Genomic DNA, 25,067 nt, shown 5'->3' with positions numbered 1-25,067 from the left:
ATGAAATACATCATTTAATATTTCTTGTGAGTGATTACCTTGTAAAAAATTTTTTAACCCTTTAAAAATCTCTTCTGATAAAAAACTCTTTTGACTTTCAAGCTTATTCATCACATCTTCAATAGAATGATCAATCTTACATGCCATACTAAACTTCCCCCTCTATCCTCTATAAATAATATCCTCAGCTAACGATGTAAACACTTCTCCAACAAGAGAATCTTCATCATATACAGATGAACCATTATTTTCTTCACGTTTCGCAAAAGGTATTTGAGCAATTACTTCTGTTTGCAATTGTTCTGCAAGCATTTCGCCGCCGCCTTTTCCGAAGAGATAATTTTTCGATCCATCTTGTTCTTCATAATAAGCCATATTTTCCACAATACCTAAAATCTCATGCTTCGTATGTTTTGCCATTACACCGACTCTTGAAGCAACGAATGAAGCTACATTGTGCGGAGTTGTAACAATTATTTCTTTCGCTTGCGAAATCATCGCTGCAACATCGATCGCAACATCTCCTGTACCTGGTGGTAAATCAAGTAATAAATAATCTAATTCTCCCCAGTGCGTATTCGCAAGAAAATTTTGAATCCATTTATTTAGCATCGGTCCGCGCCACATAACTGGGTTATTTCCTTCTGTAAAAAATCCCATCGACATGATTTTAACACCGTGACTAATGACTGGAATTGCCGTTTGATCAATCATCGTTGGTTTCTTATTCGTTTCCATCATAGCTGGAATACTAAAACCATATATATCTGCATCTAATATCCCCACCTTTTTGCCCATACGCGCTAGTGCAGTTGCAAGATTAATTGTCACCGTTGATTTTCCAACTCCACCTTTTCCGCTCGTTACAGTAATAAAACGTACTCCTGAATCCGAGCGAAGCATGCTCGGCATACCAGTTTCTGTTCTAGTATTTTTCTTTAATTTCTCTGTTAAAGCTGTACGTTCTTCTTGTGTCATAGAACCAAATGTTACCTCCACTTTAGAGGCACCAATTGCGTGAAGTGATTCTTCAATATCTTGTTGAATTTTTGCTTTTAACGGACAACCTTGGATTGTTAGTACTACTTCAAGTTTAACCTCTGTTCCGTTCATTTGTATATTTCTAACCATATTTAATTCTACAACACTTTTGTGTAACTCTGGATCCTCTACATGTTTTAATGCATTCATTATTTGTTCTTGAGTAAGCATAGAACTCATCCCTTCTCTTATTCTAATTTATATACAACATTTTCTTGGCGCTTCATCTGGTGAAAAAGCTTATCATCCACCGCTAACAGGCGGGATTAATGCGACTATATCTCCAGCTTTTATCATCTCTTCATTCATTACAAACTCTTCGTTAACAGCGACCATCACTTTATCCAACGATTGTAAACAATAGCTGGCTTTAAGCCATTCTTTTAATTGTTGCACTGTCATTTCTTGCTTTTCTGAAATCACTAATCGATCCGATCCAACTTCCTCACGCAAATTTGCAAACAATAAAATTATAATCATTTTCTCATTCTTCCTTCTTTGGTTTTCCTTCTGGATATGGTGTATTTTCAAGTTGATCTCCAATCCACATCGTTCCATCTTCCCAAAATTCTTTTTTCCAAATTGGAACAATTCGTTTTATACGTTCAATCGCGTACTCATTCGCTTCATAAGCTACTTTACGATGCGGTGATGAAACTGCAATGACTACCGCAATATCCATTATTTCTAGCCGCCCTACACGGTGCGTAATTGCTACTTTTGTATCCGGCCATCTTTCACAAATTTCTTCTCCAATTCTCATAAGTTGTTTTACTGCCATCGGTTTATATGCTTCATACTCTAAATGTAGCGTTCGTTTTCCTTTTGTTAATTCTCTCACCGTACCAATAAATGTTGTAATCGCACCTGCTTCTCTTCTTGCGACTTTATTCGTTACTTCTTCAACTAAAATCGGATTATCTACAATCTCAAATAGCACTTGTTCCATTAAAACCACCTCTCACTTTATGAAATGTCCAAGGCCATTCACTACCTTCGTTATCTTCTAATAAAAGAACATCGACAAACATATCTTTTTTATATCCTCTTGTCCCGCCCGGCAATACGATAAACGCGTTGGATTTTGCCAATGAAGAAACTGAGCTAGATTTATCAAACCCTGATGGATAAGCGATTAATTTCCCCTCATCATATTGCAATTTTGCTCGTACAAATCTTGTAAATGGATTCGGTTTTAGAAAATCTTCTCCTAATAACGCTTTTTCTCTTTTTAAATGTACTTTTTCACTAAACATATACGTCCGAATACACGGTCTTACGAATAATTCAAACCCTACGTAACAAGCTGATGGATTTCCTGATAAACCAAATAATAACTTGCCATTTAATTGTGCTACAGTCGTAACACTTCCTGGTCGCATTGCAACTTTATTAAAAAGAACAGATGCACCTAACTTTTCGTAAATAGCTGGTAAATAATCATAATCTCCTACTGATACACCGCCCGTTGTAATTAACATATCTACTTGGCCAAGCGCTTCTTTCACAGCTGTAAAACACGTATTAAAATCATCACTAAACTTCCCAAAATATTTTACTCTTCCGCCCGCTCTTCGAATTTGAGACAATATCATGTACGTATTACTGTTTCGGATTTTCCCTGGCTGTAATGAATCATTGACATCCAGTAATTCACTCCCAGTCGCTAACAGTCCAATTACAGGCTTTCTCGCAACTGGTACTTCACTATAACCGAATGTAGCAAGAAGAGCTGAAATACCTGGATTAATGTAAGATCCTTTCTTTGCAAGAACCGTTCCTTTACGAGCATCTTCACCTTGAAAAGAAATATTGTCGCCCTTTTTGAATGATCGCTTCACTTCCATATAATTGTTGCCATTCTTCTCATATTGACGAGTCAGCTCTAACATAACAACCGCATCACACCCATTCGGAATTTGTGCTCCCGTCATAATTCGAACTGCTTGAAACGGAGCTACTTTCTCATGGAATAGCGATCCTGCACCAATTTCACCCACTACTTCAAATACAATTGGCGTTTCATAACTTGCTAAATTAGTATCTTCTGCTCGAATAGCAAATCCGTCATATGGCGAACGATTAAATGACGGTACATCATGGTCAGCTACTAAATCCTCTGCTAATATACGTCCATAAGCTAATTCAATTGGTAATAGCTCCTTTAAGCCTTTATCAGCAAATCCCATCACTTTACGAACAGCTTCTTCAACCGTAATTGGCACTCTTCTTTCCATTGTTGACACCCTCTCTATTAACCGAATACGCGATAATATAGTTGTTTCGCTTTCGAAATATCATTTGTACCATGAATAAAAACACGACCATCTCGAAAAACAACCACGCGGTAATCATCGAATTGGCAAGATAGTAAATACGGATTCCGATCTACTTTCCCCAGTTTTTGTAATACTTTTTCTATATCATCAAAATTGTATTTCCTATTGTCTACTGTTCTAATTTGAACTGTATTTCTTCCGCATAAAACAGCTGCTTTCGTTTGATTTTCGTATGATAAATAAGGATAAGTTCGATTCAAACCGCATGAGAGACAAGCGTCTGTTTTTATTTTCCCTAATTTTATAAAATGATTTTGATTACTCCATATATCAAACATGAAAAATGTTTTTCTAATTGCTGAGAAATCTTCCACTAAAATTTTGAGTGCTTCTGCCACTTGATATGCTGCGACGATTTGAACAGTCGGGCTAATAATTCCAGCGGTATCACATGTCACACCTGTAACAGGAATATTTTTCAGCATACAATGTAAACACGGTGTCACTTGCGGAATAATTGTATAACTCATACCATACGATCCAACGCAAGAACCATATACCCAAGGAATATTATGTTTTTGTGATAAATCATTTATTACAAATCGAATATCAAAATTATCTGTTGCATCAATGATTACATCTACATTTTTTAATAGACCTTCCATATTTTCTGAAGTTGCATCCATTACGAAAGCATGTATTTGTACTTCCGAATTAATTTGTTCTAACCGATTTTTTGCAGCAATTGCTTTCGGCATTTTCTCTCTCGCATTTTGTTCAGAGTACAATTGTTGCCTTTGTAAATTACTCCATTCAACGTAGTCACGATCAATAATCGTCAACTTGCCAACACCTGCACGTACGAAACTTTCGGCACTTGCACTTCCTAATGCGCCTGCCCCTACAATTAACACATGTTTATTTCGAATTTTTTCTTGTCCTTTACTCCCAATTGGTTTGAACAACTGTTGTCGTGAATACCGATCAGCCATTACATACCCTTCCTCTCAAGAACTCTATTTCATATTAGAATGTTGTTTCTGATAACAAGCAAAGTAAGCAAAACCAACAAACCCAGCTCCTCCAATTACATTTCCGATAAAAACAGGAACAAAATTTTTAGCCAAATCCATCCACGTTAGATGACCAGCAAAAATAACAGCGGAAATGACAAACATATTTGCTACTACTTGCTGAAATCCAATCACTACAAATGCCATAATTGGAATCCAAATTCCGATGATTTTCCCGACAAAATCACTCGTCCCATAAGCAAGCCAAAGAGCAAGACAGACGAGCCAATTACAACCAATTGCTAAAATTAAAGTTCTCCCAAATGATTCATGTAACTTCCCTTCCGCTATCGCTACCGTTTTATTTAAATACTCTCCCTCTGTTAATCCGCCAAGATGCCCAAAGCAATACGCAACGAAAATTGCCCCAATAAAATTCATGAGAGTAATCCAAACCCAGTTATTCAGTACACTTATCAATGTAATTTTCTTTGCATAAAGCGCCATAGACAGTGACATCATATTTCCCGTAATTAATTCTCCTCCTGCTAATACTACGAGCATGAGTCCAATAGGAAATACTGCTCCTCCTAAAACATTCACTAGACTTCCCCAGCGCTCAGGTAAATTCCCTAAAACTCGAATGTTAAGTAAAAAACCTATCGCAATAAACGCTCCTCCTAAAAAACCGAGAATAAGCATCGCTGGCAATGTCTGTCTTACTTTTTGAACACCGGCCTCAATGACAAGCTCAGCAATTTGTTCCGGCTTATGAAATGCCATTACCCATTCCTCCATTTTCTCCAAATAAAAAAGCAGCTTCAAAAAACCTCCTCAAAATAAAGGTTTTTGAATGCTGCTTAATTTCTCTGCACATCTTTTACAGAGATATCAATCATCACTTTTACTATAAAATAGAAAATCCACAACTCTTGTAAATTTTCCATTTTTTCACTATGAAGCTAGCTATATATTAACCACCGATATGTGACATTTCAATTTTAGGTATTGTTTTCTTATTTGTATGATTTAAGCGTTCATCTGAATAACGATCTTCCCTATTATTCCATATATCGCGTACTACATCTGTAATGTCCTCATCTGTATGTTCAGAACGAAGCAATTCTCTTAAATCATTTCCTTTAGAAGCAAATAAGCAAGTATATAATTTTCCTTCTGCAGAAATACGAGCTCTCGTACATGATGAGCAAAAAGAATCTGTTACTGATGAAATAATACCTATTTCCTCATCACTTCCTATATAACGATACCTAGTAGCCACTTCACCAGAATAATTTGCTTCTATCCGTTCTAACGGCATAACTTGATGAATCGTATCTACTATTTCTTGTTTAGAAATGACTTCTTTTAAATCCCAACCATTATAATTTCCAACGTCCATATACTCAATAAAACGAAGAATATGCTTATTTTCCTTAAAGTATTGCGCCATCTGCAAAATGTCCTGTTCGTTTTTTCCCTTTTGAACGACCATGTTTATTTTAATTTTCATTCCAACTTCAGCTGCAGCCTGTATTCCTTCCAGAACCCTTTGCACTTTGCTCCTATTACCATTTAAATAGAAAAACCGCTCTTCTTCTAAGGAATCTAAACTAACTGTCACACGTGATAAACCCGCCTTATATAAATCAGGAGCAAACTTTTTAAGTAACGATCCATTGGTTGTTAAACCGATATCTTCTACACCATCAATTTTATTAAGGCGCTCAATAAGCTTTGGAAGCCCTCTTCGAAGTAACGGTTCTCCGCCTGTAATCCGTAATTTTCTCACACCTAAAGAAACGAAAATACGTGTTATCCTTTCAATTTCATCAAAAGATAAAATTTTATCATTAGACAAAAACGAGTAATCAGGACCAAATATTTCTTCTGGCATACAATATCGACAGCGAAAATTACAGCGATCAGTAACTGAAATACGTAAATCCTTTAACGGACGTTGCAACTTGTCTAATGTAACTGATTTCATCTTCATTGCCTCACTTTTATTTTATATTTAAAACACGTTCTGGATGGGTATACACATTTAAGGAGTGATTACGAATAAATCCTATTGTCGTAATACCTAAATCTTCCGCTAGTTGCAAAGCTAACTCAGTTGGAGCTGATTTTGATAGTATAATTTCACAACCGATTTTTGCAACTTTCAATAATATTTCCGAAGAAATACGACCACTAAAAACAATGATTTTATCTTTTATAGAAATATCGTTTCTTAAACAATAACCGTAAATTTTGTCTAGTGCATTATGCCTACCAATATCCATTCGGCTTAAAATAATACCATTCACATCACATAAAGCTGCATTATGAACCCCACCAGTATGATGAAACGTATCCGCAGATTGCTGCATTTCTTTCATTAACCGAAAACAATCCTCTGCCGCAACCTGTACATGGACACCCTGCATTTTTTTTGCACTTAGTGCATCATTGGCAAAAACAAACCCTTGCCTACTCATACCGCAACAAGACGTAATATATCGTTTATTTTGCATTTGTTCATAATACGGATTTACTTTTGTCGTTGTTACATGTACAAATCCTTCTTTCTCCTGCACCCATACACTATCAATATCTTCATACTTTCGAATGACTCCTTCAGACGCTAAGAATCCTATTACCATATCTTCTATATATTCTGGAGTACTAACCATTGTAACAAACTCCTGTCCGTTCATTTTAATGGTGACAGGAAACTCTGTTACAATGCTGTCCTCTATATGCTTAAACGCCCCTTGTTCATAACGAAAGATTTCTCTTTCTACCTGTATCGGTTTCACGATCAGTATCCTTCTCTCACGTTATATTTTTATCGAAAACAAATACCGAAACTGCAATATCTTCTTCTACTTTCATATCTGAAAACAAATTCACTAATTTTGCTCCAACAAGTTCCTCCAAATGTTCACGGGAATTCGCAGCATACACCTCTTGAATCATTTTCGTTCTAGCCATATGGACCATTTCCGCACCGTCCATCGTACTTGAAATAAATTTTTCAGTAGGTGTTAAGTTTCCATAAAGAGTCGCTATAGCCATATTTTCTGCAAAAACAGTATGAATTCGTTCTGGTCCTTTTCCGAAAAGTTCTTTTCGAAGTTTTCGTATCATATCATTAAATTCATGTACTTTTTTTGACATACAATTATACCTCCCAAAAGCCTCATTTTACTTTATTATATATTTTACCAAAATGAGCCTTCCGCCCAAACTATTTCGTACAAATATTTAGGCGGAAAGGTTCACTTCATGAAGTTTATTCGTCTTTTAACCCTTTCCCCATACCTTTTAAGAAATGAAGCCCAAACCCGATAGCACGGTTAATATCTGGGTCTTTCAATACTTTCATAAGATCGAATACCCCTACTTTTTTATTACTTTCTAGATGTTCATTACCTTCTTCTAGCCCGACTAATAAACTACCTATAAGCTTTTTCGTAAGTTCTGGGTCAAGTTCAGTTAACGCCCCTGCAGCACCCATCATATTATTAATTAAATTTGTAACAGGCTCACGAGTTACTTGACCTAGAACGATCTTTGCAATTGGTTCTTTCGCTTTCAGCATAGAATTTGCAGCTTCTAGCATTCCAATGTCATTTAATTCCCCTACTATATTAAACATCTGATTTAGAGCTTCTTCATTATTAGTTAAAAGCTCCTTTAAATCATCTAATTTTTGCTGTTTTATTTCTTCCTCAGTTAATTCTTGTTTTTGAATCATTTTTATAGGTGCAGCCATAGTTTTCTCCTCCTACTTATCCGTTAAATGCACATACCCTGGACGTGCCCACTTACGATGTACCTCAATTCCAGCTTGAGGGTGACGTTTTTTATTGCGTGGGTTCGCTTTTGGCATCGGATTTTCGCCATCAACTTCTAACACTTCCATACGTACTTTCGTTTGTTTATACGCAGGTGTATTCGTACGTACGTCCACAGCGGGGCCTGTTAAGAAATTAATTGCCGTTTCGTTATCTGTAGAGTTCATCGGTAAATATAACTCATTCGCTTTTACACGATCCGTAACGAGTGCACGTAATTTTAATGCTCCAAAAGGAGAGACAAGACGAACTAACGAACCTGTTTTTACGCCACGTTCTTTTGCAAGGTCTGGAGAGATTTCAACGAAAACACCAGGTACTTTCGTTTGAATACCTGTTGATTTATTTGTCATATTCCCTTCATGGAAATGCTCAAGCATACGACCGTTGTTAATGTGAAGGTCAAACTCGGCTGGAAATTCAGCTGGACGTACCCAGTCAGCAATCGCAAAACGAGCTTTTTTATCTGGGAAGTTAAATCCATCTTGGAACAGAAGTGGTGTATTTGTTCCATCAAAACTTCCCCAATGGAAACTGTTCCATCCTTCAAGAACTTCATAGTTCGCTTGCGAGAATAATGGTGATAAACTTGCCATTTCAGCAAAGATTTCACTTGGGTGGCTATAATTCCAGTTTGCCCCTAGTTTATTCGCAACCTCCTGGACGATCCACCAGTCTGGTTTCGCATCTCCTAGCGTAGGAAGAACTTGATATAATCTTTGGACACGGCGCTCTGTATTTGTGAAACTACCTTCTTTCTCAAGAGATGGCGCTGCTGGTAATACAACATCTGCATATTGAGCAGTTTTAGAAAGGAAAACATCTTGCACAACGAAGAAATCAAGGCTCGACAACACTTCATGTACATGATTTGCATTAGAATCTACAAGAGCCATATCTTCTCCGACAAGATACATTGCTTTCATTTTTCCTTCGTCAATTGCATGAAGCATTTCAATATTATTAAGACCTGGTTCACTATCAATTTTCACTCCGTAAGCAGTTTCAAATTTCGCACGTTCCATTTCGTTAGTAACGTGCTGATATCCTGGAAGCCATCCTGGTAAAGTACCCATATCACAAGCACCTTGTACGTTATTGTGACCTCGAAGTGGGTATGCACCTGCTCCTGGACGACGATAGTTCCCTGTTGCAAGAAGTAAGTTTGAAATTGCAGCGGAAGTATCAGAGCCACCTGTATTTTGCGTTACCCCCATACCCCAAAGGATACATGTACCATCCGCATCACGAATCATTTCAGCCATTTGAATAAGTGTTTCTTTTGAAATACCTGTTACTTCTTCTGCATATGCAAGTGTATATTCTTCTAGGCTCTCTTTGAAATCTTCAAAGAAGTTTACATTCTCATTAATAAATTCTTGATCATGCCAACCTCGATCAATCATATATTTTGTAACAGCCATTAACCATACTTGATCTGTTCCTTGTTTTGGACTAATAAAGACATCTGATCGCTCTGCCATTTCTGTTTTACGAAGATCCGCTACAATTAACTTTTGTCCGTGTAATTTATGTGCACGTTTAATACGTGTAGCTAAAACAGGATGACCTTCTGTCGGATTACATCCTACAATAATAACAAGACCAGATTGTGCAATATCTTTAATCGTTCCGGCATCACCGCCCATACCAATTGTACGGAATAAACCATCCGTTGCTGGTGATTGGCAATAACGTGAGCAATTATCAATATTATTCGTTCCAAATACTTGTCGAGCTAATTTTTGAATTACATAATTGTCTTCATTTGTAATTTTAGAGGAAGAAATAAATCCGATAGAACCTTTGCCGTACTCTTCTTTAATAGCGCCTAATTTATTTGCAACTACATTCAGTGCTTCTTCCCATGTAGATTCAACAAACGTTCCATTTTTACGAATTAAAGGTTTTGTAATTCGCTCTTTAGAATTTACGAAATCCCATCCAAATTTCCCTTTTACACAAGTCGAAATTGCGTTAACTGGCGCATCTGAAGATGGCTGTACTTTAAGGATTTTACGCCCCTTCGTCCACACTTCAAACGAACAACCTACACCACAAAATGTACATACTGTTTTCGTTTTTTTCGTACGAGTCTCACGCATAGATGCTTCTACTTCTGAAATCGCAAAAATCCCGCTATATCCTGGTTCTACTTCTTTAATAAGGTCGACCATCGGTTCAAGAATGTCTGGCTTTAATCCTGTCATAAATCCAGCTTCACCGAGCATCGATTTCTCCATTAAAGCATTACAAGGGCAAATCGTTACACATTGACCACAGCTAACGCATGAAGAATCATTAATATTTACTCCTTCATCCCAAATAACTCGTGGGCGTTCCGCTTCCCAGTCTATCGATAACGTTTCATTTACTTGTAAGTTTTGACACACCTCAACGCATTGACCGCATGCAATACATTGATTAGGGTCATAGCGATAAAACGGATGCGTCATATCAACTTCACTTACATCTACTTTCGGTTCATAAGGATATTTTTGATGTTCAATTTCCATTAATTCTGCTGTATTATGCAGTTTACAGTTCCCATTGTTGTTGTCACATACTGTACAGTATAATAAATGATTTTCTAGTAACCGATCCATCGCCTCTGTTTGTGCTTCTTTTGCGCGAACAGAAGCACGTTCAATGCTCATACCTTCCGTTGCTATCGTCGAACAAGAACGCATTAACTTTCCGTCAACTTCTACAATACAAGTGTCACATGTTTGAATAGGATCTACTTCTGGCACATAACAAATTTGCGGATGTTCAATCCCGTTCTCATTAATAACACCCAATATCGTTGAACCGGGCTCCGCTGTATACTTTTTTCCGTCAATTGTAATATGAACCATGTTGTTATTCATGGTCTTTCCCCCTTTTTGAGAATAAAAAAACTCCACCACGAAAATATACGCACCACATTTCGGCACGTTATTATCATGGTGGAGTAGTTTATTAGCACATCTTGCTAAAATACCAATCCATTTATTCATAAATAAAACGATAGAGTCATAACAGGTCATATCACGATTCCATCTTTAACACTATAATTATAGCGTTAAAGTTAAAAATATACAATATAAAATTTAAACTACGCATATGTCAGCTTGTAACTATCCATAATAACCCATATAAAACATAACAAGGAGTAAGCGAACAAATGGGGTCTTTTAATAAATGGATGCGTGGTGAAAAATCTTTTTCTACCCAAGAGCAAGCTGATTACGCATTAAATAAATCTATCTCTTCTTCCCTTTCCCTTAATTTAAAGCACTTGTCCAAACTGTTTAGCGGTATTCCAGAATTAATAACACGCACTTTTCCATTAAAAAACGGACAGGAAGCTGCACTTATATATATGGAAGGACTTGTAGACAAAACTGTTATTAACGTAAACATTCTTCGTCCTCTCTTATTTAAAGAGTGGAATGAAGACGATTTTTGGGAAGCTTCTGTTTCTATCGGAAATATAAAAAAAGTTCAACAGTGGACAGATATTGAACAATCTCTTTTACACGGCAAAAGTATTTTATTTATAAACGGGCAACTATCTGCTTTAGAGCTTGATACGCAAGCGGCACCAAAAAGGAGTATTGAAGAACCTACAACAGAGAGCTCCATAAAAAGCTCACACGAAGGATTTAATGAAGTAGCGAGCGACAGCCTTGCACTTATTCGTCGATATATTCCAAATCGCGAATTGAAAGTGAAGGAATTCACTGTTGGTGAACGAGCTACTTCAAAGGTTTTTTTGCTTTATCTAGCAGATGTTGCGAACGAAAATGTCGTAAAAGAAATGGCATCCCGTATCGAGTCAGTAAAAGTTGATGCGATTCTTACTACTGGTGAATTAGAAGGATTTGTTGAAGATAATTCCTTTACTCTCTTTCCACAATTATCAATAACTGAACGTCCTGACACAACAGCACATCATATTCTAGATGGGCGAATTGCCGTTATTGTAGATCGCTCACCAGGCGTATTAATAGGACCTATGACCTTTTCATCCTTTTTTCAGACGATAGATGATTACAGCTTCAGACCTATGATTCCATCTTTTATACGACTCCTTCGTTTCACTGGACTATTTATTGCAATATTTGCTCCTGCTCTTTATATTGCTATGATTTCCTTTCATTATGAAGTAATTCCACTTAAATTATTGTTAACAATTGGAGAATCTCGAGCCAAAATTCCTTTTCCGCCTATATTAGAAGCACTTTTGATGGAATTAGTACTTGAAATGCTACGCGAAGCTGCAGTTCGACTTCCCGGTCCCGTCGGACAAACAATTGGCGTCGTAGGAGGGATTGTCATTGGACAAGCTGCAGTTCAAGCAGGAATCGTAAGTAATGTTATGGTTATCGTCGTATCTATTACCGCAGTCGCTTCTTTTATCATTCCCAATCTGGAAATGTCAGCAGGAGTTCGGATTCTTCGCTTTCCAATGATGATAATCGCTTCTTTATTCGGAGTCATTGGAATTATGGTTGGAATGTCAGTTATCATCATCCATATTCTTTCTATGGACTCACTTGGTGTTCCTTACGGTAGTCCTTTTTCTCCATCATTTGCTACGGATTTAAAAGACGTTCTTGTGCGTTTGCCATGGAAACTAATGAAGAAACGACCACTATCCCTTAACTTAAAACAAGAAAATCGACAACCGGATATAGAAGAAAAGGAGGAAGATAAGTGACAAAGCGTGTAAAGAGGGAGATTAGTTTATTTCAATACATTTTAACGATTAGTGGTGTTCAAGTAGGATTCGGTGTACTTACACTGCCACGTGAAGTGGCCCAAGGGGCGAATACAGATGGCTGGATGTCTATTATTATAGGATGCGCTATCACTACTTTAGTCAGTCTATGTATTGTAAAAATCATGGAGAAGCATCCTGGTTACCATTTACTTGATGTGCTAACTCGTTATCTTGGAAAATGGTTAGGAAGAGTAGGAATGATTTTTTGGATTTTATATGCTGTTCTTGCAGCGGTTTCTTTAATTTTTTCCCTCTTATACGTTATTCACATTTGGATTTTGCCTAGATCTCCAATGTTTTTAATCATGATGCTATTATCTATTCCAATGGTAATGCTCGCATGTAAAGGTGTTCTTATTATTAGCCGCTATGCTGTTTTTACTGTCTTATTTACACTCTGGATGCCATTACTATTATTTATCCCACTTAAAGATGGGCATTGGATCTATCTTCTTCCTCTCCTTAAAGAAGGATGGATACCAGTTTTCAACACAGTAAAATCAACTATTATTGCCTTTCTCGGATTTGAGTTTGCATTCGTCCTTTATCCTTACCTCAGTAATAAATCATCTGCAAAAAAAGGGATTGTTATTGCAAATATGATTACTTTATTCGTTTACCTGCAAGTGACGTTCGTTTCTTTCCTTTATTTTAGCCCAGATGGTATAACTAAGTTTTTATGGCCTACCCTTTCTCTCGTTACACCATTTCACTTTTCTTTTCTGGAACGATTTGAAATTATCTTTTTGTCATTTTATCTCTTTATCATTTTTGATTCTTGCATTCCTTATATTTTTACTGCTTCAGATGGAATCAATCAATTACTTAACAAAAAAGGGAGTTCATTACCTATTTGGTTTTTATTATTCGGTTGTACTTTCATTCTGTTCTTTTATATCCCTTCCTCTTATCAAATAAGTGCGTTGCGAGAATTTTGGGGAACTGCAAGTTATTTTATCGTTTTTCTATTCCCAGTCGTATTTCTCTTATACATGACACTTTATCAGCATTGGAAAAGGAGAAGAGTTTAAATGAGGGGCTTTATTCATTTCACTATACTTTACTTTCTCATAACCTTTTTAACAGGCTGTGGAGATCGACTCGACTTAGAAAAACAATCGATTTCATTAATTTACGGCTTTGACGCAAAAGCAAAAGGAAAATTAATTGTGTACCACGTAAATCCTATTTTTAATGAAGACGTAGAAAAAAAGTACGAAACACATGAAGCGAAAGTACGTACACCTCGAGAAGCAAAAGCAACGTTTAATAGTTCAAGTGGCGGTTTAGTATCTACAGAAAAGTTACAGCTCATTTTATTTAGCACAAATTTTTTAAAACAAGAAGGGGCTATGCCTTACCTTGATGTTTGGTATCGTGATCCTAAAAACACTGGAAACATGCGCATGGTTGCAGTAGACGGTCCAATTTCTTCAGTTATATATAATAACTTTAAAGATAAGCCTGCCCTTCCCGAGTATTTAACAGATTTAATTAATACGAACAAACTGTACAATCGGACCGTTTTTACGACATTCCATGAATTTCACAGGCAAACGTTTAATAAAGGTATAACACCTGCTATTTCAGAAATAAAAAAAGGTAAAAAGGATGTTATCGTTACCGGTTCCGCGCTATTAACTTCTCGCGGAATTTATAAAATGTCATTAAATCGTTATGAAAGCGCCCTTCTTCTTTTGTTACAAAAGAAAGCGAATACACCGGTTTCGCTTACATTGAAAATCCCTTCTACTTCAGTTGAAAGTAATAGTGATTTAAAAGATACCGATGGCGGCGATTTCGTAACAATAAATGTTCTTAGCATGGATCGTGATATCCATACAGATTATAGCGATAACCACTTCAAATTTCATGTTAAAATGGATTTGAAAATTGCTGTCTCTGAACTTACATTCAATATGGATATAGACAAAGATAGAAAGAAATTAACTTCTCTTATTACAAAACAACTAAACAAAGATTTGAACGATTTAATCCACAACATTCAAAAACAGCAACTTGATCCATTCGGATTTGGTGATTATGCGAGAGCGTTTCAATATAAAGAATGGAAACAAGTCGAAGATGATTGGCCGAGTGCCTTTTCAAAAGCTAATGTGAAAGTAACTCCTACTATTAAAATTTTAGAAAACGGGATTATTAAATAGTAAAAAACACGCTACTTGCTCTTATACATTTAAAGAGTAAATAGCGTGTTATCATTATTATTTTGAAACTTCTTATACAGTTACACTTCTGTCTCTTGTTCTTCGTTTTCCACTTCTTCCAATCTTTGCTGCTCTGCAAGTTCAGCTGAAATCATTCCATAATAAATTTCTGGATACAATCCAAATATTTGATATACACTTCCTAAAAACGGCATCGGAATCCCTCTTTTCTAAAGTTGTATTGCCACTTTTAAGGATTCCCTATTCTTTCATTATACATTCGTTTTTGACGTTTCCTCTTCATCATGAACGCTTAATAAATTTTGCCACTTTTTATAAGGAGCACTATTTGGATCTACATATCCTTTCGCATACGAACGATCCCACAATTGTTTAATAAACATTTCTTTCTCTTTCTTTGCCACCATATCGGCACCTGTACCGTAATAGTTCTGGAAATACAACTCGATTTCATCGAGGAATAGTCTTAATAATTCATCTGATGTTTCTTCTAATGTCGGATCATACTTCGCTTCACGGTCATACATTAAAATCATATCTAAAAGATTGTGGACATGTTCTTTTCTAAGCCATCTTACATCTTGGGCTCCTAATACGAACGGATGTGTATATAAATGTCCACCTTGTATCATCGCCTTTTCTTGCTCTTCTTCAAATCGTGACAAGATGTTTTCATAAATAAACGGATTATGAAGCAATGCTCTGTGTAATTTATAACTTTCGCTTGAAATATTTTTCCCCATCGACTGAATTAAAAAGCTACGTCCTACACCGTTATATTGATACACAAATTGTCCATCAACAGCAACTAAACTAATCCAGCGATACATATATGCGTATAGTAATGCACGATTACATTTATCATAATCTAATTTTGTTTGAGTCGCGTTTAAATCTGGCATAAAGGCTGGTAAGTGCCAATACTTATCTAAATGCGGCGTTAAACTAGATTTTTTACTATTTAATTTATTTACACGGCGATAATACGATTGGAAATAGTCACCTTTATCATTCATAAATCCGTTTGAAATATGTCCTGATGATAATTTAGGAAAATCTTGCAGCGATAAGCCGTAATGCGCTCGATAACAGATTACTTCAAATGGCGAAAAGGCTTCATGTACTGTATCTTTTTCTTTAAACATTTCTTGAATTAATTCCTCTTGCAGCTCTTTCTTTAAAGAAGGATGTATACCCCAATATTGTAATTCCCTATGATGAGCAACTTTCGGAACGAATGGACTCGCTAAATGGAACAGGTCTTCAATTTTTTCACGAACGTATTCATCGCGATCACGTTTCTTATAATCTGCTTCTTTTCGCAACGCTTCAATGATATTCAGTTCTAATTTATCACGATAGCGTACTTGCAGTTCGTCATAACAATAGCTCAGTATATGTTCTCGGTAGAAATCCTCTACCTTTTTCGACTGAATCTCTTCTGTTTTCGCATCACGACAATATTCCCCGTACAAACTCATATAAATTTCCGCTGATATATCTTTCGGTAGTACACCTAAATTTAAATGTTGCTGCATATCTTGCCATATCTTTTCTTGCAGCTGTTCCTCAGCTAATACATATACATTCGTCGGGTTTGTTTTCCCTTCAAATTCCTTACTGCGCTTTTGGATTTCAAACAGTAAATTTTCACGTGTTTCATGTAAATTATCAAAAAATCTTTCCCAATATTGAATCATTTTATTAACTGCTTGATATAGCGATTGATATACAAGTTCTAATAGCATTTCTTTTCGATATTCATTTAATTTGTGTACATATTGCGTTATGATGTCTTCAAATTCTCTTTTGAATAAACGTTGCTGATTATTAATCATTTTTCCAAACCAGCCTTGTTGTTGAGCAATTTCTACTCGGCGTACAGCCGTTACCGTTCCATCGATATTACCCACATTAAATTTTTTATCGTAGTTTTGAATTACATTTCGCTTTTGTTCATTATTTTCATGTAATCGATTCATTTTTTCTACTAACTGTTTTCGAATTTCATATAACATAAAACGTGCTGCTACTGGGTGAACTGGATCTGTTTTCTTTAAAAACCATGTATTTAATTGATAGGACTGCCCTTCAGAACCACTTGGTGAAAAGCGGTCTGATTCAATCATGTCATATAAAAGTGTCGTTACATGTTCATGTACACGGCTCGGAATCGCATACGCATATAAACGAACCGCATGATCCACTCTTGCCACTTCACCTTTCATTTGTTCCATCATTTTCAGTTTCGCAGCTGAAATTTTACACTCATGTTGCAGACGATTTAATTCCTCATCTTTTTGCACCGTTCGTTGTACATAACTTTCTACAGCTTCTAAAAACAGTTTTGATTTCGCAACTCCGAGCTTACCACCCTCTGCTCCTTCACGTGTTTCATTGTACATTTGTCTATAGAAAATATGAGCTTGCTCTGGACGGGTAGCAAGATGTTCCAAGTCCTCTAAATAACTTTTACCTCTCTCCGGCTTTTCACGTTGCATCCCACGTTTTACATCTTGATCGTATCTTTGCTTCTTCTCTTGAAACAGTTGATCTAAATGAAGCCAAGACTCATCTAAACCTTGCACCGCCCATTTTAAAGCACAATATTTTAACACATGTTCATATGGATAAATGAGTTTTGCCGTTCCTGCCCCGCAATATCGCCCTTTTCCGCTTGATTCTGCTAATTGCTGAATTTGATTGTCTTCCTGTGCAAAATGACTTGTGGACATCGGGCTAAATAACTGTAAATAAATTGTATTTGCCATCTGTTCCATATAATCTGATAAATTGTGTAAATGGTGTCCATGTAGGTTTTCATAATCGTATAAGAAACAATAATTGTACGGTAAATGATGTTGTTTAATTGTATGATTCGTTCTTCCGTCTTCATCTACTTGATCAGGGCGATACTCTAATTCAATTGTTACACCGCCGCGTTTTGATAATTCTCCAGTAGAACCGAGCGTAATAGCATGTAATTCTTTTAACGATGCATAGCCGTTCGCTTGCACCGTTTCAAACTCTTTCGCACTAACTGTTCTCGTCTTTACTAAAACATCCGGCATTAAAAACGCACCGCGTATTAAAATGTTATGATGCTGCAATTTCTTCCGAAGCATTTCACGTAAATATAATGCAATTTGCAGAAACATCCCCGAACCTGTTCCGCCTGCTAGTGATGTTACTATAATGACACGCACACCATATTCTGTTTGATCACTTGTAACCGGAAAAATTTTCTCAATTTCTTGCCAAAAGGACGTTAATTTATCTTCTTTCATCGCAGCACGTAACGCTAAACGTGAAATGACGCGTAACTGTCCTGCTCCTTCTGTTAATGGCTTATCAAGTATAGTCGGATCCATCGGAAACCACTCTGGGATCGTTGGATCTCCCGCAATATACTCCCTAGGCGTTTTACTAGAACTTGTTTGTGTCTTAAACTTTCGAATATGATCAAATTTACTTAATGTATTCACATCTGTATCAAATACGTGCATTGCTACCTTTTTTCGGCGCTCTTCAGGCAGTTTTTCATATATTTGATGCGTCACAGTACTACCGATTCCACCTAAACCAATTAATATTGTTGGAACTTGTAATGTCATGTGAACCACCTTCCTATTCTTGCTTGTTTGAAAAAAGGGAAAGAGAATCCATACTCCATCCCCTTCTTATCCCTACCTACTATTCACATTCGTACTTGTAAATCTCTTTACCATATCCTCTATCAATTAGTAAAAGTTCATTTGGATATAGTGTCTTATGTTCCATTCCTACTTCATCCTCTGTTATAAACATTCCATCAATAATCATTCCAACTACTTGTGATTCTTTCGCTACAAAGACAGATTTCGAGCCTTTCTTCGCTATAAATGTAACGGATTGCACAGTTTTTCTTTCTGCTCTAAATGGGATACCAAAATAATGGTTCCACCATTTATTTCGAAGTAATTCTGGCTCAGATTGATATAGCCAATCTTTCGCTACCTCTTGATCCCATTCATAATACAGTAGTGCTTTCCGGTGAAATCTTGGCCGAACAATCCATCCTAAAACAATGATTCCTACTACTAGCAGTAATAAAGTGATAGGAATGACAAACTTAAAAATAAGCGCATATTTTTCATAAAACGGAGCATCTTGAATATGGAATGTTATGTTCTTCTTTACTTCTTGTAATTTTGAATCCTGCATTACGATGGTAGCTTCTACGGTGCCGGTATCTGTAAAATTAAATGTGTCGGAGTAATAGGGACGAGGATAAACATAGATTTGATTTCCATGTTGCTTTATTTCATAATTGATTGATTGTTTAGATGTGACACCAGTAGATTTTAATAGTTTTTTTACAGCTTCTTCTGTCATTGACTTGCCATCTAACTGTGGTTGTAAAACAAATGGTTTACTATTCTCTAAATTTGTCACTTTTTCTTCATAATCTTTTGTAACAGTTTGAAGTGATAATTTCGGTTTCTCAGCTGTTTCAATTTTAAATTCTTTCGTCTGTCTATAAAACCCCTTTATATTCATATGAACTTTCCCGCGTACTAACCCTTTACCAAGCTTCGTTTCGTAATAAAACACATGCCTCTTATCATCCCACTTCATTGCATATTGTTTTCCGTCTATTTCTACTTCTGCCTGAAAGTAAGAAGACTGAACTGGCAACTCCGTAGGCTTTGCTTCAATAACAGCAGTAACACCTTCGTACATTTTCTCTACATTTTTTTGACTACTATCATCTTTGTCATAAGTAGAAACCGTATAATTAAGCGCTGGTTCAACTAGTACTTGTAGTCCTTCTTTCTCAATGTCCTGGTCCACTTCTATCGTATAAGTTCCTGGTTTAATAACTTCCTCATTTTCCGTACTTATATGAACTATATTTCCGAACAATTTTGCTTCTCCTGGTGCATGTATGGAAAAAGAAGATTGCAATTGTAATGGTTTAGAAATTTGTGTGACCTGATAATCGGGCAGAGAAGGCGATTGTCGTACAAGCGTCATACGCTTTAATGGAAACGGTGTTGTAATCTCTACTCTTTTCCCCACTACTTTCGTTTTTACAATCGATTCAACAGAGGAGAATGGATCACGATTTGCAACTAATGCTGCCACTTGATTTACACTTTTTACAATGCCATCTTCTCCGCTTGACGGCATCGTAACACCATTTATCTCTTTCTTCCATATTTCCTTGAACGTATTTAGTTGTTCTTTTTCTTGTTGTCCTAAATCTTCTTCCATCGTAATTAAGACTGGATGTAACGATATCTTTTTTGCATCCATTTCTTTCTTAAACTGGGCTAATTTCTGCAAAATTTGTTCTTTTCCGCCAACCTTATCTTTCTCTAAATCATTAAATGCCCCGTCAGTTAATACAATAAGCCAAAATTCACGTTTTCCATCTATATCTGCTTCCTTTTTTATAGATTGCATCGCCGTTTCTACCGCGCTAAATGGAGTATTTAAATACGTTTTCCATGCTCCAATTCCCTCAATTTCTGTTTGCCTTTTATCCTTCGTTAACGAAATGTTTAATGGCTCATTCGGCTTACTCATTGGAACGTAAGAAAATTTATCTTTTTCATCCAATAGCGCAACTAAACTTTGCAAAGCATAATTGGCATATTTCCAGCGATCGTTATTTCTCATGCTGCCCGAATCGTCATATACAAGTGAAACGACCCTTTCCTTTGCCTCCTCTCCTTTTGCAAAAGCTGATAAAGGTAAACATATAAATAGAAACAACATGAACGTGGCACAAATTCGGATTTTCATGATGAGGCTTCGCCACCTTTGTAGACAAATTCCTATGTTTAAATTTATGAGAGGAAACAAGATATATGACTTGTATTTTAGGACAACGAACCCAGCATAATTTTATTATGTAAACAGTTATAAGAACTGAATATTATTCCTTCTAGCGTTTTCTATCCGATACTATAAGTAAAAAAGCCTGTTTAAGCTCCACACTTAAAACAGACTTTTCCTACTTTTTATTTTAAAAACACATAACAAAAAGTTTGATTTTTGACTTAACACATCACTTCTATTGTAAATCCACCAGGTGCTTCAACATAAAACGTATACGCATGGACATGCTTAGGAGGCTCGACCAAAAATCCATCTTCCTTCAATCTTTGATTTATCTTATCTACTTGTTCTTCACTTTCTTGTGGAAATCCTACGTGAAATGTTCTTGGATACTGAACTTCTTTTCCTTTCATTAAAGTTAGTATAAATCCATCATTATCACGCATAACTGCAAAGCCATTTCCCCTTGTTCCACTACAAATTAGACCAAAATACTTCTCTAAAAACTCTCTAGCTGCTGTTACATCTGTAACTGTTAAATTAAGATGTTTAATTCCCAATCCTTCACCTTCTTTCTCAATTTTCTAACATTTTATCATACAAATAAAAAACACGCCTTCCACAGCGTGTTTCATTGCTTTACATACACTTCAACAATCGGATTCTCTTTATTATCCGCATGCAAGCGTATATTCTCTTCACTTGTATTATAAATACTAGCTAATAACATTATCGTTAACACATTAGGTGTCTTCGCATCACTTCCGTATTTTCTCTCAAGCGCTTCCTTATATTCAAAATCTAAATCCCCCTGCACATATGTATACACTTCAAAACCATCTTCTAAATTGCAAACTACTGTATCAATAATATCTGTCCCTACTTGCTTCTTCATTTCCTCTCGTAACGCTTCAATAAAATCTTTCCATGGTACTTCGTATGTCTGAAACTGATCTGTAGATTTCATGCCTTTTCCTCCTTATATATCCTCTTCTTATATTTCCCCTTTCCTATAACAATTATGATAGATAGGGCATTCGTACAAGCCGCACTTGTCCCCCTTACATATCGTATTACTGTAATGCGGAAGGAGGAAAGAATATGCATAGACAAAAATGTTATGATACATGCCAACGTTATTTCGGAAAAGTTGTTCGGATTGAAGACCGTGATGGCCGTATACATTTAGGTAAAATAATCGATGTGACACAAAACTCTGTATGGATCGAACCGGTGCAACAGCGCTCATCTTTTGATTCAGGGTTCGGATACTACGACGCTTATGCAAACGGTGGTTGTGACCTTTGTGGAGGCCTTAGCAGGTGTGATAGTTGTGGATTCGGATGCGGTGGTGGATTCAGCAGCTGCGGATGTGGTGGTCGTGGTTGTAGTAGTTGTGGTTGCGGCGGCTGGGGAGGCGGCGGTTGTGGCTGGGGTGTTGAACTCGGATTTGGTTTCATCTTCGGAATTACATTAGCTGCATTATTTTTCATTTAACATAGTAAAGAGTTGGCTACCTTTAGCCAACTCTTTTTCTTTATTTTTCACATATAAAAATACGATGCCCTAAAATGTGTTGGTACATAAGCCGTACATTTTCATGCTGTATCCACGCCTCATATAACTCATTCGGAATATGTGAGGATACATTCCATTCTGGCTCTTCTACATAGCCAGAGATTGTTTCTGCAATCGTGCCACCACCCGCAATTGTAATTCTTTTAAAATTTGCTTTCTGAAATAATTGTACCCACTCCTTCTCAGTTAATAGTTCTTTCATGCCATATAATTGGGCGATTTTTTCTTCCTCACCCTTATCAATGTGCCTATCAATAATCATTTCAATGACAACAAGCTTACCGTCCTGCTGTAATACACGATAACACTCCGAGATAACCCTTTCTTTGTCTGTAAAAGCGATGATTGATTCTCCAAGTACGAACTCAAATGAGTTATTCAAACACGGTAAATGCTCTACACTTCCTTCAATTAATTGTATATCTAACCCTTCAAACAACCATCTATCTTTTGCCTTTTGAATCATAATTTCATTCTTTTCAACAGTTGTTACTTTATAACCAAATTCCCTTGTCATATATGCCGCTGTTTTTCCCGTACCGCAACCTATTTCAAGGACATTCGCTCCATATTTAAAAGGCAGTTGTGCTAACAATTGTTTTGTTAACGTAAAACCACCAGGATGAGCACTTCCTATTCCGTAATAAGCTAGGAAATCGATGTATGTGTTTCGCTTCATGGGATTCTCCCTTTTTTATTTTATATATTCGAGCACGGAAGAAAAGTGCATAGAAAAAGGGGCGTATTGTACGCCCCCCATCTTACTTATCCTCTGTAATATATGCCCATTTATAGCTGTAGTCTCCACCAACTGGATGGTGAACAATACCTTTTACTTTCTGTCTTTGAACGATAGCATCACCACGTTGATATAATGGTGCAATTGCTGCATCTTCCAATAACATTTTCTCCGCTTTCAGTAAGCTATCCCAACGCTCTTTCGTTTTCGTTAATAGCTCACCTTTACCTTTTTGTACAATTTCATCATATTTAGGATTTGAATATCCTGTTTGGTTATGAGGGCCATTTGTAACAAACATATCAATGAATGTCATTGGATCTAAGTAGTCAGGTCCCCAACCAGCGTAAGATAAATCATAATCTAGATCTGATTCTAATTTTAACTTTTGTTTAAATGGTTGGTTTTTCAAATTCACTGTTAAACCTGGTAAGTTTTTCTCAAGTTCTCCTTTTAAGAATTCTCCTACTTTTTTCGCACCATCACCATCATAGTTTAATAGTTCTACTGTAATTGCATCTTTTCCAAGTTCTTTTTTCGCTTTTTCCCAATGCTCTTTTGCTTTTTTCACATCTGTTTTTAAAATATCTCCATTTTCTTTACGGAAGTCTTTTCCATCTGGGCTCTTAGCAAATTCTTTTGGTACTAAGTAATCTGCCGGTGTAGATCCGTCATTTAAAATAACGTTCGTTAAGCCTTTTTTATCATACGCTTTTGCAATCGCTAAACGTAGATCTTTGCTCTTTAACACTGTATCTTGCCCACCACGTTTTTGGTTTAAGCGTAAGAAGTACGTTGACGGTGTTTTTTGTGTAAAGAAGTCGGGGTTTGATTTATATTTGTCAACAAATTCAGATGTAAGTCCTGAACGATCGATTTGTCCACTTTCATATAAGTTAACACGTGTACCACTATCTTTTACTACGTTAAAGTTGATTTCATCTAACTTCACTGTTTTATTATCCCAATATTGTGCATTTTTCTTTAACTTCCAACCTTCTTCATGTTTCCAGTCTGTCAATGTAAACGGTCCGTTGTATAACGTCGTATCTGATTCTAAACCGTACTTTTCACCTTTTTCTTTTACAAATTTCTCGTTTAATGGATAAAATGTTCCAAATGAAGTTAATTCTACAAAGTAAGGAACTGGATTTTCTAATTCTACTTCTAACGTATAGTCATCTACAGCTTTTACTCCTAACGTATCTAGTTCAGCTTTTCCTTCATTAATCGCTTGTGCATTTTTCAAATCAAACATAATGTATGCATATTCTGCTGCTGTATTTTTATCTACCGCACGTTTCCAAGCAAACACGAAATCTTTCGCTGTTACAGGCTCTCCATTTGACCATTTTGCATTTTTATTTAATGTAAATGTATACTTTTTACCATCATCACTCTTTTTATATGATTCAGCAACTCCTGGTGTTGCTTTATTATCTTTATCAAGTCGATATAAACCTTCCATTACGTTGTTTAAAGCTAGAAACGATACTTGGTCTGTCGCTTTAGCAGAGTCCATAGATGGAATCTCTTGAGACTCTGTTAAATTAAGCACTTGCTTCGCCGCTAGCTTTCCGCCTTCTTTTTCACCACTTTTTGGTGTTGTGCTTGCCTTCTCTTTATCTCCTGATCCAGAGCAAGCTGTTAATGCCATACTCATTACTAAAACTGGTGCTACGACCGCTGTCAATTTTTTCATCTTTTTTCTCTTCATTTTTTGTACCCTCCCCAATTATATGTACGATATTAACATTTAGAATTTCTCTACTAACTTTCGTTATCAGAA

Annotated in this window: 22 protein-coding genes; 4 read left to right on the top strand and 18 right to left on the bottom strand. The window is 36.4% G+C overall.

Going from position 1 to position 25,067, the window contains the following annotated elements:
• Positions 1-162: 162 nt before the first annotated feature.
• From ACQGS6_RS09200 to fdhF, 11 genes are all read right to left on the bottom strand, one after another.
• Positions 163-1,212, bottom strand: coding sequence for a P-loop NTPase (locus ACQGS6_RS09200; RefSeq protein WP_000957513.1), 1,050 nt, complete (start codon positions 1,210-1,212; stop codon positions 163-165).
• 72 nt (positions 1,213-1,284) lie between these two features.
• Entirely contained in the window at positions 1,285-1,521 is a 237-nt protein-coding gene (gene moaD / locus ACQGS6_RS09195) for a molybdopterin converting factor subunit 1 (RefSeq protein ID WP_000583943.1), read from the bottom strand.
• Between the two features lie 4 nt (positions 1,522-1,525).
• Positions 1,526-1,990, bottom strand: a complete 465-nt coding sequence (gene moaE / locus ACQGS6_RS09190; RefSeq protein ID WP_000438664.1) for a molybdopterin synthase catalytic subunit MoaE — start codon at positions 1,988-1,990, stop codon at positions 1,526-1,528.
• Entirely contained in the window at positions 1,971-3,278 is a 1,308-nt protein-coding gene (locus tag ACQGS6_RS09185) for a molybdopterin molybdotransferase MoeA (RefSeq protein WP_000442196.1), read from the bottom strand. The genes moaE and ACQGS6_RS09185 overlap by 20 nt, the downstream gene beginning before the upstream one ends.
• Before the next feature lie 17 nt (positions 3,279-3,295).
• A complete protein-coding gene (locus tag ACQGS6_RS09180; RefSeq protein WP_242784986.1) occupies positions 3,296-4,312 on the bottom strand; it encodes a molybdopterin-synthase adenylyltransferase MoeB in 1,017 nt (338 codons plus the stop codon).
• Positions 4,313-4,336: 24 nt separating this feature from the next.
• Entirely contained in the window at positions 4,337-5,116 is a 780-nt protein-coding gene (locus ACQGS6_RS09175; protein WP_009326633.1) for a formate/nitrite transporter family protein, read from the bottom strand.
• Positions 5,117-5,306: 190 nt separating this feature from the next.
• Positions 5,307-6,323 carry a GTP 3',8-cyclase MoaA gene (moaA, locus tag ACQGS6_RS09170; RefSeq protein ID WP_000844120.1) on the bottom strand — a complete coding sequence of 339 codons (1,017 nt, stop codon included), beginning with the start codon at positions 6,321-6,323 and terminating at the stop codon, positions 5,307-5,309.
• 16 nt (positions 6,324-6,339) lie between these two features.
• Entirely contained in the window at positions 6,340-7,137 is a 798-nt protein-coding gene (fdhD, locus tag ACQGS6_RS09165; protein ID WP_025966554.1) for a formate dehydrogenase accessory sulfurtransferase FdhD, read from the bottom strand.
• Positions 7,138-7,153: 16 nt separating this feature from the next.
• The gene (locus tag ACQGS6_RS09160) at positions 7,154-7,498 is read right to left on the bottom strand and encodes a DUF2294 domain-containing protein (RefSeq protein ID WP_000039582.1); all 345 of its coding nucleotides are present in this window, start codon (positions 7,496-7,498) and stop codon (positions 7,154-7,156) included.
• A gap of 115 nt (positions 7,499-7,613) precedes the next feature.
• The gene (locus ACQGS6_RS09155; RefSeq protein WP_000729897.1) at positions 7,614-8,096 is read right to left on the bottom strand and encodes a DUF1641 domain-containing protein; all 483 of its coding nucleotides are present in this window, start codon (positions 8,094-8,096) and stop codon (positions 7,614-7,616) included.
• A gap of 12 nt (positions 8,097-8,108) precedes the next feature.
• Entirely contained in the window at positions 8,109-11,048 is a 2,940-nt protein-coding gene (fdhF, locus tag ACQGS6_RS09150; protein WP_001063641.1) for a formate dehydrogenase subunit alpha, read from the bottom strand.
• A 296-nt stretch (positions 11,049-11,344) separates the two neighbouring features.
• Between fdhF and ACQGS6_RS09145 the strand changes: the two genes are divergently transcribed.
• From ACQGS6_RS09145 to gerSC, 3 genes are read left to right on the top strand one after another with little or no spacing between them, the layout of a single operon-like run.
• Positions 11,345-12,883: a spore germination protein gene (locus ACQGS6_RS09145; RefSeq protein ID WP_000534528.1), complete on the top strand. Its 1,539-nt coding sequence runs from the start codon at positions 11,345-11,347 to the stop codon at positions 12,881-12,883.
• Positions 12,880-13,977 carry an endospore germination permease gene (locus tag ACQGS6_RS09140; protein ID WP_000167066.1) on the top strand — a complete coding sequence of 366 codons (1,098 nt, stop codon included), beginning with the start codon at positions 12,880-12,882 and terminating at the stop codon, positions 13,975-13,977. Before ACQGS6_RS09145 ends, ACQGS6_RS09140 begins: the two co-directional genes overlap by 4 nt.
• Positions 13,978-15,114, top strand: a complete 1,137-nt coding sequence (gene gerSC, locus ACQGS6_RS09135; RefSeq protein WP_025966555.1) for a spore germination protein GerSC — start codon at positions 13,978-13,980, stop codon at positions 15,112-15,114. It begins immediately after the preceding gene.
• 80 nt (positions 15,115-15,194) lie between these two features.
• Here the strand turns inward: gerSC and ACQGS6_RS09130 are convergent, their stop codons facing one another.
• The 5 genes from ACQGS6_RS09130 to ACQGS6_RS09110 form a co-directional block, all read right to left on the bottom strand.
• The gene (locus ACQGS6_RS09130; protein WP_001116177.1) at positions 15,195-15,329 is read right to left on the bottom strand and encodes a hypothetical protein; all 135 of its coding nucleotides are present in this window, start codon (positions 15,327-15,329) and stop codon (positions 15,195-15,197) included.
• A 57-nt stretch (positions 15,330-15,386) separates the two neighbouring features.
• Positions 15,387-18,749, bottom strand: coding sequence for a tubulin-like doman-containing protein (locus ACQGS6_RS09125; protein ID WP_074624865.1), 3,363 nt, complete (start codon positions 18,747-18,749; stop codon positions 15,387-15,389).
• 79 nt (positions 18,750-18,828) lie between these two features.
• Positions 18,829-20,925 (bottom strand): vWA domain-containing protein, encoded by a 2,097-nt coding sequence (locus ACQGS6_RS09120; protein ID WP_074624864.1) that lies wholly within the window; start codon positions 20,923-20,925, stop codon positions 18,829-18,831.
• Positions 20,926-21,182: 257 nt separating this feature from the next.
• Positions 21,183-21,521 (bottom strand): VOC family protein, encoded by a 339-nt coding sequence (locus tag ACQGS6_RS09115; RefSeq protein WP_000511521.1) that lies wholly within the window; start codon positions 21,519-21,521, stop codon positions 21,183-21,185.
• Between the two features lie 71 nt (positions 21,522-21,592).
• On the bottom strand, positions 21,593-21,928 hold the full coding sequence (locus ACQGS6_RS09110) for a hypothetical protein (protein WP_000842914.1): 336 nt from the start codon (positions 21,926-21,928) through the stop codon (positions 21,593-21,595).
• Between the two features lie 134 nt (positions 21,929-22,062).
• Between ACQGS6_RS09110 and ACQGS6_RS09105 the strand changes: the two genes are divergently transcribed.
• Positions 22,063-22,458 carry a hypothetical protein gene (locus ACQGS6_RS09105; protein WP_000554977.1) on the top strand — a complete coding sequence of 132 codons (396 nt, stop codon included), beginning with the start codon at positions 22,063-22,065 and terminating at the stop codon, positions 22,456-22,458.
• A gap of 40 nt (positions 22,459-22,498) precedes the next feature.
• Here ACQGS6_RS09105 and ACQGS6_RS09100 read toward each other — a convergent pair whose 3' ends face one another.
• Together ACQGS6_RS09100 and ACQGS6_RS09095 are read right to left on the bottom strand one after the other, a co-directional pair.
• Positions 22,499-23,218, bottom strand: coding sequence for a class I SAM-dependent methyltransferase (locus ACQGS6_RS09100; protein WP_000828252.1), 720 nt, complete (start codon positions 23,216-23,218; stop codon positions 22,499-22,501).
• A gap of 82 nt (positions 23,219-23,300) precedes the next feature.
• Complete coding sequence (locus ACQGS6_RS09095; RefSeq protein ID WP_000823447.1) at positions 23,301-24,995, bottom strand: peptide ABC transporter substrate-binding protein; 1,695 nt, start codon at positions 24,993-24,995, stop codon at positions 23,301-23,303.
• Positions 24,996-25,067: the final 72 nt, after the last annotated feature.

This window comes from Bacillus sp. GMs2/2, from assembly GCF_050172095.1.
Classification (GTDB): Bacteria; Bacillota; Bacilli; order Bacillales; family Bacillaceae_G; genus Bacillus_A; species Bacillus_A cereus.
Note: the sequence above shows the minus strand (reverse complement) of the source record. Positions and strands in the feature narration are given on the sequence as shown.

Excerpts from the sequence above, each read along its gene's own strand:
- ACQGS6_RS09200 (WP_000957513.1), bottom strand. The coding sequence starts at position 1,212 with ATGCTTACTCAAGAACAAATAATGAATGCATTAAAACATGTAGAGGAT.
- moaD (WP_000583943.1), bottom strand. The coding sequence starts at position 1,521 with ATGATTATAATTTTATTGTTTGCAAATTTGCGTGAGGAAGTTGGATCG.
- moaE (WP_000438664.1), bottom strand. The coding sequence starts at position 1,990 with ATGGAACAAGTGCTATTTGAGATTGTAGATAATCCGATTTTAGTTGAA.
- ACQGS6_RS09185 (WP_000442196.1), bottom strand. The coding sequence starts at position 3,278 with ATGGAAAGAAGAGTGCCAATTACGGTTGAAGAAGCTGTTCGTAAAGTG.
- ACQGS6_RS09180 (WP_242784986.1), bottom strand. The coding sequence starts at position 4,312 with ATGGCTGATCGGTATTCACGACAACAGTTGTTCAAACCAATTGGGAGT.
- ACQGS6_RS09175 (WP_009326633.1), bottom strand. The coding sequence starts at position 5,116 with ATGGCATTTCATAAGCCGGAACAAATTGCTGAGCTTGTCATTGAGGCC.
- moaA (WP_000844120.1), bottom strand. The coding sequence starts at position 6,323 with ATGAAATCAGTTACATTAGACAAGTTGCAACGTCCGTTAAAGGATTTA.
- ACQGS6_RS09160 (WP_000039582.1), bottom strand. The coding sequence starts at position 7,498 with ATGTCAAAAAAAGTACATGAATTTAATGATATGATACGAAAACTTCGA.
- ACQGS6_RS09155 (WP_000729897.1), bottom strand. The coding sequence starts at position 8,096 with ATGGCTGCACCTATAAAAATGATTCAAAAACAAGAATTAACTGAGGAA.
- fdhF (WP_001063641.1), bottom strand. The coding sequence starts at position 11,048 with ATGAATAACAACATGGTTCATATTACAATTGACGGAAAAAAGTATACA.
- ACQGS6_RS09145 (WP_000534528.1), top strand. The coding sequence starts at position 11,345 with ATGGGGTCTTTTAATAAATGGATGCGTGGTGAAAAATCTTTTTCTACC.
- gerSC (WP_025966555.1), top strand. The coding sequence starts at position 13,978 with ATGAGGGGCTTTATTCATTTCACTATACTTTACTTTCTCATAACCTTT.
- ACQGS6_RS09130 (WP_001116177.1), bottom strand. The coding sequence starts at position 15,329 with ATGCCGTTTTTAGGAAGTGTATATCAAATATTTGGATTGTATCCAGAA.
- ACQGS6_RS09125 (WP_074624865.1), bottom strand. The coding sequence starts at position 18,749 with ATGACATTACAAGTTCCAACAATATTAATTGGTTTAGGTGGAATCGGT.
- ACQGS6_RS09120 (WP_074624864.1), bottom strand. The coding sequence starts at position 20,925 with ATGAAAATCCGAATTTGTGCCACGTTCATGTTGTTTCTATTTATATGT.
- ACQGS6_RS09110 (WP_000842914.1), bottom strand. The coding sequence starts at position 21,928 with ATGAAATCTACAGATCAGTTTCAGACATACGAAGTACCATGGAAAGAT.
- ACQGS6_RS09105 (WP_000554977.1), top strand. The coding sequence starts at position 22,063 with ATGCATAGACAAAAATGTTATGATACATGCCAACGTTATTTCGGAAAA.
- ACQGS6_RS09100 (WP_000828252.1), bottom strand. The coding sequence starts at position 23,218 with ATGAAGCGAAACACATACATCGATTTCCTAGCTTATTACGGAATAGGA.
- ACQGS6_RS09095 (WP_000823447.1), bottom strand. The coding sequence starts at position 24,995 with ATGAAGAGAAAAAAGATGAAAAAATTGACAGCGGTCGTAGCACCAGTT.